Raw genomic sequence first — 15767 nt, forward strand, 5'->3', positions numbered from 1 at the left:
AAAGCAAGAATAATATGCTTTTAATACACTCTTTCACCAAATATTTTACTTCCCACGCGGATAAGCGTACTACCTTCCTCTATTGCAATGGGATAATCATGGCTCATGCCCCATGAACATTCTTTGAAATAGGGAGCATTTGCAAAAGCTCCGGTTTTCAGTTCCTTGAACAGTTCGTATGCCAGATGGAATTCAGATCGTACTTGTTCCATATCGTCCGTATTGGAAGCCATGCACATCAAGCCGCAAATTTGGACATGTGCCAGCTTTTTCCATTCTTCATCCGCTATCAACGTGCGGCATTCGTCCGGTGTGAAACCGAATTTGGTTTCTTCCTTGGCCACGTGAAGTTGAAGTAAACAGGGTATCACCCGTCCGGACTTTTCTCCTTGTTTATCTACCTCAAGAAGTAGTTTCATGGAATCTACCGCATGTATCATGGCTACGTATGGAGCGATATACTTCACTTTATTGGTTTGCAAGTGTCCGATAAAGTGCCACTCGATGTCTTTGGGGAGGTTATCGTATTTACGGCGAAGCTCTTGTACATGGCTTTCGCCGAAGACGCGTTGCCCGGCAGCGTATGCCTCCTCAATGCAGCTTTCGGGATGGTATTTGGACACGGCCACTAACTGGACACCGAAGGGAAGCGAGGCCGTGATACGTTTTATTTCGTCCTGAATCTGTGACATGGCGTTATAGTTTCAATGAAACGGGATTATGCTTCGGGGAATTCCGGTTTCTCGTCCACTTCGGTTTTGTAATGGAACACGTCCATAATAGGCGTTTCTGCAATAGAGGCGATTTCGTAGTCGGCCATGGTGCTTTCCATTCCTTTGTCAAGGCGTTTTACGGCATCGCGCAGATCCGAAGCTTGTATCAGCATGTTTTGGTTGCTTTTCTTTTCCGCCCCGCTTTTTTCATCAAGGGTGATGAAAGCCACTTTGGCTTTGAACCAACGGTCGGCTGCATCTTCGTCCGTTTCGAACAATTCGGCATATTTGGCCCGTTTGATGTCTGTCACTTGAAATTCGCCGGACATGAACGGTTCTATTTCTTCTATAAAACGTCTTTCGGCTTCAGTGAAGCTCAGGGCATCTACCAGATAGGGCTCCGTGACTTTCTTGACCAAGCCATTTTCTAATGTTTTTTCGTATCTTACCTTGCATTCAAACCATTCGTTCATCATAATTGTAATCTTTGTTTGTAGAGTTTAAAAACAACGCAAAGTTACACGATAATTCTTAATTCCATGCAGTTCCTTCCGGAAAAATTTTATTCCTCTCACGGTCCTCCCAATCGTTTTCAGAAAAATGGCTTCATCTTTCAGGTTGTATGGTAAGTTTTTGTCATACAGTATATTATGGAATGAAAGACAAGAATGGTATCTTTCAGCTTCCTTTCATGGCGGAAAGCTGCAAAAAGTTCTCAGCCGAATGAATTTTTGATCTGCGCCAAACGGTTTTTCAATCTCAGTCGAACGATTTTTCGTTCTCAGCAGATTGAAATGAAGCATGGCTGAAAGATGGCTGAAGTATCTTTCAGCCTGTAATCTTAACATAATGAATGCTTTAGTGCTCGAACTGAAAGATGAAGGGGCTTTTTACAAAATCCCAGTGTAGGAGGTGGGTCATACCTGTACTGGCAATAGTGTTTTTTACCGGCTATTTTATGAAACGGCTTTTTGGGCAAACGGTTATCTCCGTTTTCCAAAAATCCGGCGTATGTTACGTGCTACTCTCATTCCCATCATCACGCCGTCATATACGGCTAACCCTTGGTCTACCATATTCATGAATGAGCCTAATTTGGATGTGGCTTGCGGGGGAGGAGTGAATAGTTTATGGGTAGTTGTTTTAATGTAGTCCGCACTTTCTTTTATTTGGCTTTTTACTTCAGCCTTACGAGTACGGATTTCTTGTAAAACATCTTCGGTATGGTGGGAAGGAATCTTATTTGCTGCCATCTTCTTTAGTAAGGATTAGTTTGGTCATGAAACGTGCCATGGGCTGAATGACCATGCGGTTTCGGTTTAAATAGAATATGACGGTCAGTAACAGGATGAAAGCGGAAATGAGGCCGAATCCGAGTGAAAGGCTTCCTAATACATCTCCTAAGTAATAGGCTAATGCGAAGGTGAGAAAAAGCAAAACGATAGAACCTAATAATAACAAGACGGTTACAATCAGAATGGCCGAAAGAATGACCGTCATTTTCTCTGTGGCATCCAATTTGACAAACTCTTTCTGGAACTCAAGATATTTCTTAAACTCCAGTAAGAGTTTGCCTATACTTTCTATGTTTTTACTGTTTGAAAACATAAAATGTCATTTACACTTCTTCGGCGGATTTGATTTCATCTGCAATTTCGTCTACGAGAGAATCCATCTCTTTGCGGTTGAGTTTGATGCCGCGTTTACGCAATGCTTCTGCTATTTTATCACGAGTTTCAGTTCCTTTTTCCGGAGCAAACAAAATTCCTACTGCTGCACCTACGGCTGCGCCGCCAATGAATGCTGCTAAAAAACTTAATGCTTTCATATTATTTCTATTTTATTTGAGTTGATTACATTCACAAAGTTATAAATTCTCTTGATATAATCCTCATGTTTATCACTTTTTTTTGATTATTTTTTTTGCCTTGTTGATTTAACCTTTTTTTTGTGCCAGTCCTTTTACCATATATAAATAATGTGTACCTTTGTCTTTTGATGTGGATGTTATATGCCGTGAAAATACCAGTGACATCGACAGTATGGTTTTAGAGAATCATTTAACTAAAAAAATAAGTAGAAGAAGTATGAAAAAGTTTTTTGTGATGGGACTTGGGTTGAGTGCGGCTTTTGCAATGACCTCTTGCAAGTCTTCCGAGAGCGCATACAAAAAGGCGTATGAAAAGGCAAAGCAGCAGCAGGTTGTTGCTACAGAGCAGGAGCCGACCCAGACGCAGACGACCACCCAAGTGGAAGTGACACCTGTCACTCCCTCGACAACAACCTCCACGGCCACTAATGCAGATGTAAATACGGTTCGTGTGCAGAGTGAGAATGTGACGGTGGTTTCCGGAAACGGTTTGAAAGCTTATAGCGTAGTTTGCGGAAGTTTCAGTCTGAAAGCCAATGCCGAAGGTTTGCAGAAGACATTGTCGAATGCGGGTTATAATGCGCAGATAGCCTACAACGAAGCAAAGAACATGTATCGGGTGGTGGCTTCTACTTACGATGAAAAGGCTGCTGCCGTGCAGTCGCGTAATACTTTGCGCGGCACTTATCCTGACGCATGGTTGCTTTTGTCTAAATGATAGATTTAGAATAATATATAGTTTATACAACACACGGGAGCGAGTTTTCATTTGCTCCCGTGCATCGTATAGGGAAGTCTGTTTTGGTTATTAAGAATTATTTGTTTTTATACCGGCGTTTTTTTCGTCTGTTTTCATTAATTTTGCAACTTATATGGGAAGGGTTTTAGCTATTGATTACGGGAAAAAACGTACTGGAGTTGCTGTGACGGATCCGTTGCAGTTGATTGCAAACGGGTTGACAACGGTTTCTACCTCGTCTGTCATGGATTTTATTGTGTCTTATGTCCAGCAGGAACATGTGGAACGGATTGTGGTAGGTCAACCAAAACAAGCCAATGGGGAAGATTCTGAAAATATGGGCAGGATAAATTCTTTTGTGCGGCGTTTGCATGAACGCCTGCCGGAGATTCCGGTTGAATTTTTCGATGAACGTTATACTTCCGTGTTGGCCCATCAGGCTATGTTGCAAGGAGGTTTAAGGAAGAAAGCCCGGCAAAACAAAGCTTTGGTGGATGAAATCAGTGCGACGATTATCCTGCAAGGTTGGATGGAATCCCGTATGATGCTGAAAAAATAATAATATACAAAATAATATGGTATTACCAATTTATACTTTTGGCCAACCCGTTCTGAGAAAGGTGGCCGAAGATATTACACCGGACTATCCGGAGTTGAAAACTTTGATAGACAATATGTACGAAACTTTGGAGCGGTCTGAGGGAATTGGGTTGGCAGCTCCCCAAATCGGCTTGTCCATTCGCCTGGTGGTGATTAATTTGGACTTGATTTCCGATGACCTGCCCGAATATAAGGGGTTCGTTCATGCATTTATCAATCCTCACATCTTGGAGTATGATGATGCGGAAACGGATTCGATGGAAGAGGGCTGTTTGAGTTTGCCGGGCATCCATGAACCAGTGCGTCGTCCCACACGCATTCGTGTGAGTTACTTAGACGAGGTTTTCCAACCCCATGACGAATGGGTGGAAGGGTATTTGGCCCGTGTCATGCAGCATGAGTTCGACCATCTTGACGGGAAAATGTTTGTGGACCATTTATCTATGTTGCGTAAACAAATGGTGAAAGGAAAACTGGGAAATTTGCTGAAAGGAAATTTCCGTTGTGCTTATAAGGTCAAGACGAAAAAGTAATGAAGAGGAGCAGGAAAGTATATCTTCTTTTCCTTTGGTTTTTTTCCGTGTCGGCGATGGCACAGATTAATACCGACCGGATGATGCTGATGGGGCGTAATGCGCTCTACTATGAGGATTATGTACTTTCCATACGCCGCTTCAATATGGTAATTTCGGCCAAGCCTTATTTGTCGGAGCCATATTTTTACCGTGGATTGGCCAAATTTTATTTGGAAGATTATACCGGGGCTGAGGAGGATTGCGGGACTGCTATAGACCGCAATCCTTTTTTGCCCGATAATTATCGTTTGCGAGGTTTATGCCGGATCAATCTGAAGCGTTATGACGAAGCCGTTTCGGATTATATGAAGTTGCTTGAAATCGAACCCAAAGACGAGAGCGGATGGCATAATATGACCTTATGTTATTTACAACTCAAGGAGTACGATAAGGCTGTGGAATGTATAGACCGAATGTTAGGTTACTGGCCGCAAAAGGCCTCCTTGTACACTTTAAAGGCACAGACTTATTTCGCCCAAAAGGATACGGTTGCAGCCATGGCAAACATAGACCGGGCATTGGAAATCAATCCATACGAGGGGCAGGCTTGGAGCATGCGTGCGGCGGTCCATGCCGGGCGGGGAGAATATAAGTTGGCCGAAGAGGCTTTGGATAAGACCATACAGCAGATGCCCCGCGAGGCCGGACATTATATCAACCGTGCGTTGGCGCGTTATCATCAGCGTAATTTACGTGGGGCGATGACGGACTATGATACGGCATTGGAAATGGACTCCACTAATTACATCGGGCATTTCAACCGTGGTTTGCTCCGGGCCCAAGTGGGAGATGATAACCGGGCCATAGAGGATTTCAATTTCGTGTTGAAGTTGGAACCGGATAATATGATTGCGTTGTTTAACCGTGCGTTGATGTTGAACAATACAGGAGATTATCGGGGAGCTATCCGGGATATAAATGCCGTCATCAAAGAGTTTCCTAATTTCTTGGCCGGCTATCAGTTGCGGGCAGAGGTGCGCCGGAAGATGGGCGATACCAGAGGTGCCGAACTGGATGAATTCAAGGTATTGAAAGCCCAGATGGACCAACGTTACGGTGGAAAGAAACCGCAGAATACGAAGCAGACTCGAAAAGTGAGCGACCGCACGATGGAAGATTATAACAAACTGGTGGAGGCTGATACTTCGGAAGATGAATCGCCGACGTATGAAAGCGAATATCGTGGCAAAGTGCAGAACCGCAGGACGGAATTGGCTCCGGAACCGGCTTTGGTCCTGACCTATTATACTGGGCAGAGTGATTTTCAACGCAAGATGTACAATAAGGAACTCGAACGTCTGAATCGTTTGGGCGTTTTGCCGGCACGTCTGGTGTTGACTCACGACGAAGTGTCGTTGGATGAAGCCCGTATACAAAAGCATTTTTCTTCCATTCAGGCTCTTTCCGACAAGATTGCCCGGCAGCCGGACAATACATTATTATATTTGGCCCGTTCCATAGACGAATATCTTGTACAAGACTTCGAGAAAGCATTGGCAGATATTGACCATGCTGTTAAATTGGATAGTTCTTATCTGCTTGCTTATTATATGAGAGTGCAGATTAGAATGAAAAATCAGGAAGTCCGGATGGCAGAAAAATCTGAAACTCCTTCTAAGGGAGAGGCGAAATGGACGTTCGACACTTCCCGTTCCGAATATCAGGCAGCATTGGATGATTGTGACCGGATATTAGCTTGGGAACCAGATTTTGCCGGTTGCTATTATAATAAAGGTAATATCTACATGCAGCTGAAGTTATGGCCGGAAGCCATTAAGGCCTACACGCAGGCCATTAAGCTTCATGCGGATTATGCCGAAGCTTACTACAACCGGGGGGTGGCTTATATCCTTTCGGGCGACTACGCTTCCGGCATTCCCGATTTGAGCCGGGCCGGAGAGATGGGCTTATATAAGGCTTATAATTTGATTAAAAGGTATAGGGATAAGGCTGCTACTAAGGTGGAATAAGCTAAAAAACAGCCACTTTTTTGATAGATTGTGCCACTGTCTCATGAAAAATAGCTAATTTTGCAACTTTGAAAACGGACAATACGTATAATTATGATAAAGATAACTTTTCCTGACGGCTCTGTGCGTGAATACGAGGCCGGTGTGACAGGTTTACAAATTGCTGAGAGTATTTCTTCCAGACTGGCACAGGACGTGCTGGCTTGCGGAGTGAATGGTGAGACGGTCGAGCTGAACCGTCCGATTAACGAAGATGCTTCCGTGATGCTTTACAAGTGGGAGGACGCAGAGGGAAAGCATGCTTTCTGGCATACTTCCGCTCACCTGATGGCTGAGGCTATGCAGGAACTTTATCCGGGTATGCAGTTCGGTATCGGTCCGGCCATAGAAAACGGTTTTTATTACGATGTGATGCCTCCTGCAGGTACGGTTATCCGTGAAAGCGACTTTGCCGGTATTGAAAAGAAGATGTTGGAGTTGGCACAACGTAAAGAACCGGTCGTGCGGGCTGAAATATCCAAAGCCGGAGCCTTGAAGTTTTTCGGTGAGCGCGGCCAGACGTACAAGAACGAATTGATAGAAGACTTGGAAGACGGGCATATCTCCACTTACACCCAAGGAGCTTTCACGGACTTGTGCCGAGGTCCGCACTTGATGAATACGGGTGTTATCAAAGCCGTGAAAGTGACGGCTGTATCATCTGCGTATTGGCGCGGAGACGAGAAGCGTCCGCAGATGACCCGCGTGTATGCCATCTCTTTCCCCAAAAAGAAGATGTTGGACGAGTATTTGACGTTGTTGGAAGAAGCCAAGAAACGCGACCATCGTAAGATAGGAAAGGAAATGGAGCTTTTCATGTTCTCCGAACGTGTCGGCAAAGGTCTTCCGATGTGGTTGCCGAAAGGTACGGCTTTGCGCTTGCGTCTGGAAGATTTCCTGAAAAAAATTCAAAAGCGTTACGGTTACCAACAGGTGATGACTCCCCATATCGGTGGTAAGAACCTTTATGTGACATCCGGGCATTATGCCCATTACGGGAAAGATTCTTTCCAACCGATTCATACGCCGGAGGCTGACGAGGAGTATATGCTGAAGCCGATGAACTGTCCGCACCATTGTGAAATTTACGCTTGGAAGCCGCGTTCATATAAAGACTTGCCTTTGCGAATCGCCGAATTCGGAACGGTGTACCGTTATGAGCAGAGTGGAGAGTTGCACGGACTGACACGTGTGCGTTCGTTTACGCAAGACGATGCCCATATCTTCTGCCGCCCGGATCAGGTGAAAGATGAATTCATCCGCGTGATGGAGATTATTCAGATTATTTTTGGTGCATTGAATTTCGATACATTCGAGGCTCAGATTTCTTTGCGCGACCCGAACAACCGTGAGAAGTATATCGGTTCGGACGAGGTTTGGGAAGAAGCAGAAAATGCCATCATCGAAGCTTGCAAGGAGAAAGGCCTGAATGCCAAGGTAGAATATGGCGAGGCTGCATTCTATGGTCCTAAACTCGACTTCATGGTGAAAGATGCCCTTGGACGCCGTTGGCAGTTGGGTACGATACAAGTAGACTATAATTTGCCCGAACGTTTCAAACTGGAATACACGGGCGAGGACAACCAGAAACATCGTCCGGTGATGATACATCGTGCACCGTTCGGTTCCATGGAGCGTTTCTGTGCCGTACTTATCGAGCATACGGCCGGTCATTTCCCCTTGTGGTTGACACCCGATCAGGTGGCTATCCTTCCGATTTCCGAGAAATTCAACGATTACGCCCATAAACTTTGTGCATATTTTGATGAACGAGACGTGCGTGCCATAGTGGATGACCGCAATGAGAAAATCGGGCGCAAGATACGTGACAACGAAATGAAGCGCATTCCTTATATGCTGATTGTGGGAGAAAAAGAAGCTGCCGACGGTACTGTTTCCGTACGTAAACAAGGCGAAGGCGACCAAGGAAGCATGAAATTCGAAGATTTTGCAAAGAAAATCAACGAAGAGGTTCGTAATATGACAAATAAATATTAAATTTGCATCCGATTTTTAAAACTCGACAGTCATAATCGGAAAATAAAAACAGAAGAGAACAACATTTTTGAATGAAGAAAGACAATTTAAAACAGCAATACCGTATCAACGAACAGATACGTGTGCGTGAAGTCCGGATAGTGGGCGATGATGTGGAATCTACGGTTATGCCGACGGCCAAGGCCCTGCAAATGGCGGAAGCACAAGGCGTAGACCTCGTGGAAATCTCCCCGAATGCAGTTCCTCCTGTTTGTCGTTTGATAGACTACAGCAAGTTCCTCTACCAACAAAAGAAGCGCCAGAAAGAAATGAAGGCCAAACAGGTGAAGGTAGACGTAAAGGAAATCCGCTTCGGTCCCCAGACGGACGATCATGACTATAACTTCAAGCTAAAGCATGCGCAAGGGTTCCTTTCAGACGGGGATAAGGTGAAAGCCTATGTGTTTTTTAAGGGACGCAGCATTCTTTTCAAGGAACAAGGCGAAGTCTTGTTGCTTCGTTTCGCCAACGATTTGGAAGAATACGGCAAGGTAGAGCAGATGCCGGTGCTTGAAGGGAAACGCATGACAATCTTCATCGCTCCGAAAAAGCAGGTGCAAGCCAAGAAACAAGCTGAGCCTATGGCTGAGGTGCCGGTACAGAAAGCAGAACGGAGCCAACCGAAAGCCAATGCTCCCAAAGAGTATAAGGGGCCGCGTGTGGAAGGAGAAGATTGATGAAAAGGGAAGAGTATGTGCGTAACGCCTTGGTATATGCGTTGCCACACATTGAATAATAATTTAAATATTAAACAAAATGCCAAAAGTAAAGACTAATTCCGGTGCCAAAAAGAGATTCCGTCTTACCGGAACAGGTAAAATCAAGAGACACCACGCTTTTCACCGTCACATCTTGACGAAGAAGACGACGAAGCAGAAAAGAAATCTGGTTCACGATGACATCGTAGTGACAGATAACATGAAGCAGGTTCGTGACCTCCTTTGTCTGCGTTAATTAAAAGTGTAGGTCGTATTAACAAAGTTATTAACCGAATGCTTTAGCCTGAAGTTCATCCATAAACAGACTCATAGGAGAGGGGGATGGCGCTAACATTCAAAAAGATTAAAAAATTATGCCAAGATCAGTAAATCATGTTGCTTCAAGAGCAAGAAGAAAGAAAATTTTAGGTTTGACCAGAGGTTACTTCGGTGCACGTAAGAACGTGTGGACCGTAGCCAAGAACACTTGGGAAAAAGGTTTGACTTATGCATATCGTGACCGTAAAAATAAGAAGCGTAACTTCCGTGCCTTGTGGATTCAGCGTATCAACGCTGCTGCCCGTCTGGAAGGCATGTCTTATTCCCAGTTGATGGGTGCATTGCACAAGGCCGGTATCGAAATCAACCGCAAGGTGCTTGCCGATCTGGCCATGAATCATCCCGAGGCATTCAAGGCTGTGGTAGCGAAAGTAAAATAAAAAAGGAAATCTGAGCAGATTTCAAGATAAAAAGGTGTATTGTTTGTCAATACACCTTTTTTTGTTTTACTTTGTATCAATAAATATTATGCTTATTCATCAGTTGGATTAAATTACGATTTCAATGGAAAGAAGAATTAAAGATTATGCTGTTTTGACCTTAAAAGGAATGGCTATGGGAGCGGCCGATGTAGTGCCCGGAGTTTCCGGAGGGACGATTGCTTTCATTGCCGGTATTTATGACGAGCTTATCAATTCCATCAAGAGTATCAACATGCATTCCCTGAAACTGCTGTTTACTGGGAATTTGGCCGGGTTCTGGAAGGCCGTCAATGGAAACTTCCTGTTTGCTTTGCTGTTGGGTATCGCCATCAGCGTGTTTTCTTTGGCCAAGCTGATTACTTATTTGTTAGTCAACGAGCCAGTGTTGGTGTGGTCTTTCTTTTTCGGTTTGGTATTGGCTTCTACATGGTTCGTTTCCAAAGATATTAAGGGATGGAACTGGAAAACCGTGGCAGGGTTTGTGGTTGGGGCAGCTGTGGCCTATTACATTACGGTGGCTACTCCTGCCGAGACGTCCACCAATCTGATGTTCATCTTCCTTTGCGGTGCCATAGCGATATGTGCGATGATACTTCCTGGCATATCCGGCAGCTTCATATTGGTGCTATTGGGGAAATATTTCTATGTCATGGAGGCGGTGAAGACTTTGGACTTGGTCGTTTTGGGGGTCTTTGCCTTCGGCGCAGCCTTGGGTATCACCAGTTTTTCCCGTGTTTTGTCGTATGCTTTGAGGAATTTCCGTAATATTACCTTGTCTGTCCTTTCCGGCTTTATGCTAGGGTCGTTGAATAAAGTGTGGCCTTGGAAAGAAGTAGAGAAATTAGTTTCAGACGGTCATGAGGTGATGATAGAGCATAACGTCGCACCAAATACGGAGGTGGCCGAGGCGGTCGTTCTGATGCTTATCGGGTTTATATTGGTGTATGTGTTGGAAAAGATTTCAGCTAAAAAAGCATAACGGATTGTACGGAGATGTATAAGAAGGATTACTTTTGGCCGTTGGTTGCGTTGTGTGTCGTCTCCCTCTTTTTGTTTTTGGGACAAACGTTTTTCAATACGCGTGGCGAGCCGCGAGAAGCTGTGGTGGCCCTTTCCATGTTGCAGCAGGGAAACTGGGTGCTGCCAGTGAACAATGGGGTTGAGTTGGCTTTCAAGCCTCCTTTCTTCCATTGGTGTATCGCTGCAATTTCTACGGTAGCCGGCACGGTGAATGAATACACCTCTCGTATGCCTTCGGCTTTGGCCTTGTCGGCCATGGTGTTGGTCGGGTATGTGTTCTATGCCAAAAGGCGCGGTGCAGAGGTGGCCTTTATGGCCGCTTTGCTCACATTGACCAATTTCGAGGTGCACCGTGCCGGAGTGGCCTGCCGTGTGGACATGGTGCTGACGGCAATGATGGTCATCGCATTGTACCAACTTTATAAATGGGGAGAGAAAGACCTGAGAGGCGTACCCTGGGTGGCTGTACTCTGCTTGAGTGCGGCTGCCTTGACGAAAGGGCCAGTGGGCATCGTCCTGCCTTGTCTGGTTCCCGCCGTATTCCTGTGGATTAGGGGGAGGAAGCTCCTGCGCATTTTCTTTTCTTTCCTGATGGTGGCCGTGTTGGCCTGCCTGTTGCCGGTCGTATGGTATTGGGCGGCTTACCAACAGGGCGGTGACCATTTCCTTGACCTTGTGTTGGAAGAGAACGTCTATCGTTTTTTGGGAAAGATGACTTACGCCGCACATGAGAATCCGGCTTGGTACAATGTGATGACGGTCGTGGCCGGTTATGTGCCTTATACCTTATTGGGGCTTGTCTCCTTGTTCTTTTTGAGGTACCGGAGACCGCAGGGACAGGTACGTACGTGGTGGTCGCGTTTCGTGGCCTATATCCGTAATATGGACGATACTCGTCTGTATTCGTTGTTGTGCATCGTCATTATTTTCACGTTCTACTGCATTCCGAAGAGCAAACGGAGTGTCTATTTGTTGCCGATATATCCGTTTATAGCTTATTTTCTAGCAGAATATATCATTTATCTGCGCCATCGCCATTTGAATGCCTTACGCGTTTTCGGCAGTATCATGGCCTCATTGGCTGTGCTGTTGCTGTTGGTTTTCGGCGCAGTCCGTATGGGATGGGTGCCCGACTCCCTGTTTGCCGGGCGGCATGCGGCAGAGAATATAGCCTATATGCACGCGTTGGAAGATTTTCCCTTGACGGTATTTGCGGTCTTCGGTGTACTGGTTCCAGTGGCGGCAGCTTGTTGGTATTTCCGTGTCCAACGCCGTAATGCGGCCGACAACGGCATTGTTTACGCTTTTATTGCCGTGGTATTTTCCATTTTCTTTGCGCTCGACGGAGTGTACCAGCCCGTCATCCTGAATGTGAAGTCAGACCGTGCCGTGGCCGAGGAATTACGTCGCATCGTGCCCGAAGGCAGGTTGTATTCTTTCCGTACCGATGTAGTGGAAGGCAATCGCATGCATCCGTTCACGGTAAATTTTTATTTGGGCGACAGGATGGTGCCGTTCGATTGTTTTACGCCGCCATCCGAGGGGTATGTGTTCATGGGAGGTGAGATGGCAGCTCCGTTTCTGGAACGTTATGGTGCGGAGTTCTCGTTGGAAGAAGTGTATGCCTCTAACCATCGTAGTTGTGATGACAAGCGGTATAATATCCTTTACCGTTTCTGCAGGAAACAGGCAGAACCTTAAGAGAGTACCATGATGCAGAGGAAGAAGCTTTTTGTTACGTTCGTCCGTTTTGGCATAGTTGGAGTGTTGGCTACAGCACTCCACTACGGCTTTTATTATCTCCTGCATTTCGTCATGGGAGCCAATGCGGCCTTTACGGTCGGTTACCTGTTGGGCTTTGTGTTCAATTTTTATATGACTTCTTATTTTACGTTTGGTACGTCGCCTTCTTGGCGGAAACTGTTCGGTATGAGTGGGGCACATGCGTTCAACTACTTGCTGCAAATCGGGTTGTTGAATTTCTTCCTTTGCATGGGGGTAGACAAGGTATGGGCACCTTTTCCCGTATATGCCATTGCGGTTCCCGTGAATTTCATATTGGTACGTTTTGTATTTACATCTAAAAATGAGTGAGATAATGAAACTGGTAATCGTGGTGCCTTGTTATAATGAAGAAGAGGTGTTGGTCGAGACGACCCGCCAACTTTCTTCGGTGGTGGATGAATTGCTTTCGGACGGGAAAATAGGTGAAGGTAAGATACTCTACGTGGATGACGGTTCGCACGACCGCACTTGGGAACTTATCCGGGGATTTTCCGAAACACATCCGAGTGTGTCTGGGCTGAAGTTGGCGCACAATGTCGGCCATCAACAGGCACTGTGGGCCGGTTTGGAGTGGGCGGCCTCGTATGCGGATGCAGCTGTGTCCATTGATGCCGACCTGCAGGATGACGTGCGTTCCATCGTCAGTATGGTGGATGCCTGGCGCGGGGGGTCCGACATCGTATACGGCGTGCGTCGGGAGCGTGCGACGGATACTTTTTTTAAGAAAAATACGGCCTTGGCTTTCTATAAGTTGATGAATGCCCTAGGAGGGGATGTCGTCTACAATCATGCCGATTTCCGTCTGATGAGCCGCCGCACGTTGCAGGCTTTGATGGCTTATCCCGAAAGGAATCTCTTTTTGCGCGGGATGGTGTCGGCCTTGGGATATCCTTCGGCACGGGTGTATTACGACCGTAAGGAACGTATGGCCGGCGAGTCGAAATACCCCTTGAGCAAGATGCTCAGTTTTGCGTTGGACGGCATCACGTCTTTTTCCGTCCGTCCGTTGCGCTATATCTCCATGCTCGGCTTGTTGTTCATTCTCATTTCTTTGGTAGCGATAGTCTATGGCATCGTGGTGTATGTCGAGGGCAATACCATTCCGGGATGGACCTCCCTTTTGGTTTCCGTATGGTTCATCGGAGGAACCATACTGATGGCCTTGGGCATCATCGGGGAGTATGTGGGCAAGGTATACAAAGAGGTGAAGCGGCGGCCGCGTTATTTCGTGGAACAGACTGCAGGAATGCAGGAGCCGCAGGCTTGAAGTTGCGGCTCCATCCGATGTCATGGCTTCCTCAAGGACCTTTGCAACGATTCGTCAACTCCTTAAAATATTGCTTCATATACCTTTATTGATACAAGGCTTTGCCTAAATCTTCCAACCCCGTTTCTCCGGGCAGACCGGGATAGGCTTGTTTCATGGCATCTACGAAAGCCTGTGCCGTCTTGTTTTCCTCAAGCTGCTTTTTCGTCTTTTTCAGGTAAGCAATCTTGAACTCTACCGCATCGCGTGTGGCTGCACCGCCATGTCCGCCGATGAACAGCGTCGCACCTGAAGCCAACGAGTTTTCGGCCTCTGTGATTTCAGCGTCAATGGCAGCCGGGGAAGACACTTGTAAATGGCTGATATGTGCTTTTGCCGGAGTCCAATGAGTGTAATACGCTTTGTTTCCTATCAGAATGCTTGCACCTGGGAAATCCGATGCGGCACCGTGACGGAACTCGAAAGTTACTCCTGCCCAAGTCTTTGTTGCGCCGAAAGCCACTTCCGTAACCTTGCCTGTGGGCATGTCTGTCAGGGCATCCCCGAACGCCTGTGCAAAACCTTTCATCATGTCTCCGTACACTGCGCCTTTCGTGAATTCGGGCATACCTTGGGCCATTACCACGTCATGCTTTCCTGTTCCTCCCACATGATAGTCCGTGATGCGTTTCTCCACGGGCTTTTCCAACTTGGAAAGATAAGTGCCAAATTCAGCCACATTGTCCTTGAACAGTGGTTGTTCCATGGTCACGAGGGCATCTTTGCCCTCAACGATGTAACTTGCATCACCCAACGTGTCGTTGGTGTAATATACATGCAGTTTGTAATTGCCGAGGTCATGTACCTCGAAACGTCCTTTGCTCTGTGCCATAGCTATAATTGTTAAAAAATTGAATAAAATGAATAGTACTTTTTTCATTGCTTTTGATTTTTAATGCGTGTCTGATTGTTTATTACTTACTTATAAGTATTCTCATTCCTTTTATGCTGCAAAATTAGAAAGAGATTATGGGCTATGCAAGTAGGTTCTTGTCCATCAGTTACTTACGTGAAAGTAACTATTGTTGGATATGAGACACTTGCCGATAAAGAATATTTCTAAAAAAGTTTCTTGCCGCTTGAAGGGAATTTGATTACTTTTGTAGAGTAAACAGAAATACATTATATTATGTATAGGACAACGATAGAAGATGCCGTGTTTCCGAACTGTCCAATACGGAATATTTTGGCCAGACTCTGCGACAAATGGTCTCTTTTGGTCATATATACGTTAGACAAGGCAGGTAAGGAAGCCGTACGTTTCAAAGAGTTGCAGCGTGAAATCCCCGACATATCACAAAAGATGCTAACGGTTACCTTGAGGACATTGGAAGATGACGGCTATGTCACCCGTACAGTGTATCCCGAAGTTCCTCCAAGGGTAGAGTATGCGCTGACTGCACGGGCATACACTTTGCTTCCGCATGTCAATGCGCTGATAGCATGGGCTTTGGAAAATAGGGATGCGATTATGGAAGACCGGAGAAAAGCCTGTAAAAAATGAGGCATGCCTATATGCGGAAATAGGGTAGGACGCACTTGCGGTGTCCGGTCCTTTCGACGGATTAGGTAGAAACGGCAATGGGTGGAACTGTCGATTTTTTCTTAAAAATTCTGTTAGAATTTGCCGAATAGCTAAAATGAGTGAATTATG

Annotated in this window: 19 protein-coding genes; 13 read left to right on the forward strand and 6 right to left on the reverse strand. The window is 45.9% G+C overall.

Going from position 1 to position 15767, the window contains the following annotated elements:
• Nucleotides 1-20: 20 nt before the first annotated feature.
• The 5 genes from HMPREF9442_RS01495 to HMPREF9442_RS01515 all read right to left on the reverse strand — a co-directional run bounded on the left by HMPREF9442_RS01495 (nucleotide 21) and on the right by HMPREF9442_RS01515 (nucleotide 2541).
• Entirely contained in the window at nucleotides 21-692 is a 672-nt protein-coding gene (locus HMPREF9442_RS01495; protein WP_008624526.1) for a YggS family pyridoxal phosphate-dependent enzyme, read from the reverse strand.
• A 26-nt stretch (nucleotides 693-718) separates the two neighbouring features.
• On the reverse strand, nucleotides 719-1189 hold the full coding sequence (locus tag HMPREF9442_RS01500; RefSeq protein ID WP_008624528.1) for a DUF4494 domain-containing protein: 471 nt from the start codon (nucleotides 1187-1189) through the stop codon (nucleotides 719-721).
• A gap of 507 nt (nucleotides 1190-1696) precedes the next feature.
• Nucleotides 1697-1966 (reverse strand): hypothetical protein, encoded by a 270-nt coding sequence (locus HMPREF9442_RS01505; protein ID WP_008624529.1) that lies wholly within the window; start codon nucleotides 1964-1966, stop codon nucleotides 1697-1699.
• Nucleotides 1953-2321: a hypothetical protein gene (locus HMPREF9442_RS01510; protein ID WP_008624530.1), complete on the reverse strand. Its 369-nt coding sequence runs from the start codon at nucleotides 2319-2321 to the stop codon at nucleotides 1953-1955. The genes HMPREF9442_RS01505 and HMPREF9442_RS01510 overlap by 14 nt, the downstream gene beginning before the upstream one ends.
• Nucleotides 2322-2331: 10 nt before the next feature.
• Nucleotides 2332-2541, reverse strand: a complete 210-nt coding sequence (locus tag HMPREF9442_RS01515) for a YtxH domain-containing protein (protein ID WP_008616782.1) — start codon at nucleotides 2539-2541, stop codon at nucleotides 2332-2334.
• A 259-nt stretch (nucleotides 2542-2800) separates the two neighbouring features.
• Here HMPREF9442_RS01515 and HMPREF9442_RS01520 point away from each other — a divergent pair, with 259 nt between their 5' ends.
• The 12 genes from HMPREF9442_RS01520 (at nucleotide 2801) to HMPREF9442_RS01575 (ending at nucleotide 14074) form a co-directional block, all read left to right on the forward strand.
• Entirely contained in the window at nucleotides 2801-3301 is a 501-nt protein-coding gene (locus HMPREF9442_RS01520) for an SPOR domain-containing protein (RefSeq protein ID WP_040602462.1), read from the forward strand.
• Between the two features lie 154 nt (nucleotides 3302-3455).
• Complete coding sequence (gene ruvX / locus HMPREF9442_RS01525; RefSeq protein WP_008624532.1) at nucleotides 3456-3881, forward strand: Holliday junction resolvase RuvX; 426 nt, start codon at nucleotides 3456-3458, stop codon at nucleotides 3879-3881.
• Nucleotides 3882-3897: 16 nt separating this feature from the next.
• The gene (gene def, locus HMPREF9442_RS01530) at nucleotides 3898-4455 is read left to right on the forward strand and encodes a peptide deformylase (protein ID WP_008624533.1); all 558 of its coding nucleotides are present in this window, start codon (nucleotides 3898-3900) and stop codon (nucleotides 4453-4455) included.
• Between the two features lie 56 nt (nucleotides 4456-4511).
• Nucleotides 4512-6467, forward strand: coding sequence for a tetratricopeptide repeat protein (locus HMPREF9442_RS01535; RefSeq protein ID WP_253270979.1), 1956 nt, complete (start codon nucleotides 4512-4514; stop codon nucleotides 6465-6467).
• Between the two features lie 93 nt (nucleotides 6468-6560).
• A complete protein-coding gene (gene thrS / locus HMPREF9442_RS01540) occupies nucleotides 6561-8504 on the forward strand; it encodes a threonine--tRNA ligase (protein WP_008624535.1) in 1944 nt (647 codons plus the stop codon).
• A 71-nt stretch (nucleotides 8505-8575) separates the two neighbouring features.
• A complete protein-coding gene (gene infC, locus HMPREF9442_RS01545) occupies nucleotides 8576-9220 on the forward strand; it encodes a translation initiation factor IF-3 (protein ID WP_008624536.1) in 645 nt (214 codons plus the stop codon).
• A 79-nt stretch (nucleotides 9221-9299) separates the two neighbouring features.
• The gene (gene rpmI / locus HMPREF9442_RS01550; RefSeq protein WP_008624537.1) at nucleotides 9300-9497 is read left to right on the forward strand and encodes a 50S ribosomal protein L35; all 198 of its coding nucleotides are present in this window, start codon (nucleotides 9300-9302) and stop codon (nucleotides 9495-9497) included.
• Between the two features lie 118 nt (nucleotides 9498-9615).
• Entirely contained in the window at nucleotides 9616-9960 is a 345-nt protein-coding gene (rplT, locus tag HMPREF9442_RS01555; protein WP_008624545.1) for a 50S ribosomal protein L20, read from the forward strand.
• A gap of 124 nt (nucleotides 9961-10084) precedes the next feature.
• Nucleotides 10085-10981 (forward strand): DUF368 domain-containing protein, encoded by an 897-nt coding sequence (locus HMPREF9442_RS01560; RefSeq protein WP_008624547.1) that lies wholly within the window; start codon nucleotides 10085-10087, stop codon nucleotides 10979-10981.
• Between the two features lie 14 nt (nucleotides 10982-10995).
• Nucleotides 10996-12723, forward strand: a complete 1728-nt coding sequence (locus HMPREF9442_RS01565; RefSeq protein WP_008624549.1) for an ArnT family glycosyltransferase — start codon at nucleotides 10996-10998, stop codon at nucleotides 12721-12723.
• 9 nt (nucleotides 12724-12732) lie between these two features.
• Nucleotides 12733-13116, forward strand: a complete 384-nt coding sequence (locus tag HMPREF9442_RS01570; RefSeq protein ID WP_008624550.1) for a GtrA family protein — start codon at nucleotides 12733-12735, stop codon at nucleotides 13114-13116.
• Nucleotides 13109-14074, forward strand: a complete 966-nt coding sequence (locus HMPREF9442_RS01575; RefSeq protein ID WP_008624551.1) for a glycosyltransferase family 2 protein — start codon at nucleotides 13109-13111, stop codon at nucleotides 14072-14074. Before HMPREF9442_RS01570 ends, HMPREF9442_RS01575 begins: the two co-directional genes overlap by 8 nt.
• A gap of 85 nt (nucleotides 14075-14159) precedes the next feature.
• Here HMPREF9442_RS01575 and HMPREF9442_RS01580 read toward each other — a convergent pair whose 3' ends face one another.
• Entirely contained in the window at nucleotides 14160-14993 is an 834-nt protein-coding gene (locus HMPREF9442_RS01580; RefSeq protein WP_008624552.1) for a hypothetical protein, read from the reverse strand.
• 249 nt (nucleotides 14994-15242) lie between these two features.
• Here HMPREF9442_RS01580 and HMPREF9442_RS01585 point away from each other — a divergent pair, with 249 nt between their 5' ends.
• Nucleotides 15243-15617 carry a winged helix-turn-helix transcriptional regulator gene (locus HMPREF9442_RS01585; RefSeq protein ID WP_008624554.1) on the forward strand — a complete coding sequence of 125 codons (375 nt, stop codon included), beginning with the start codon at nucleotides 15243-15245 and terminating at the stop codon, nucleotides 15615-15617.
• The last annotated feature ends 150 nt before the right edge of the window (nucleotides 15618-15767 follow it).

The sequence above is a fragment of the Paraprevotella xylaniphila YIT 11841 genome, from assembly GCF_000205165.1.
Taxonomy (GTDB): domain Bacteria; phylum Bacteroidota; class Bacteroidia; order Bacteroidales; family Bacteroidaceae; genus Paraprevotella; species Paraprevotella xylaniphila.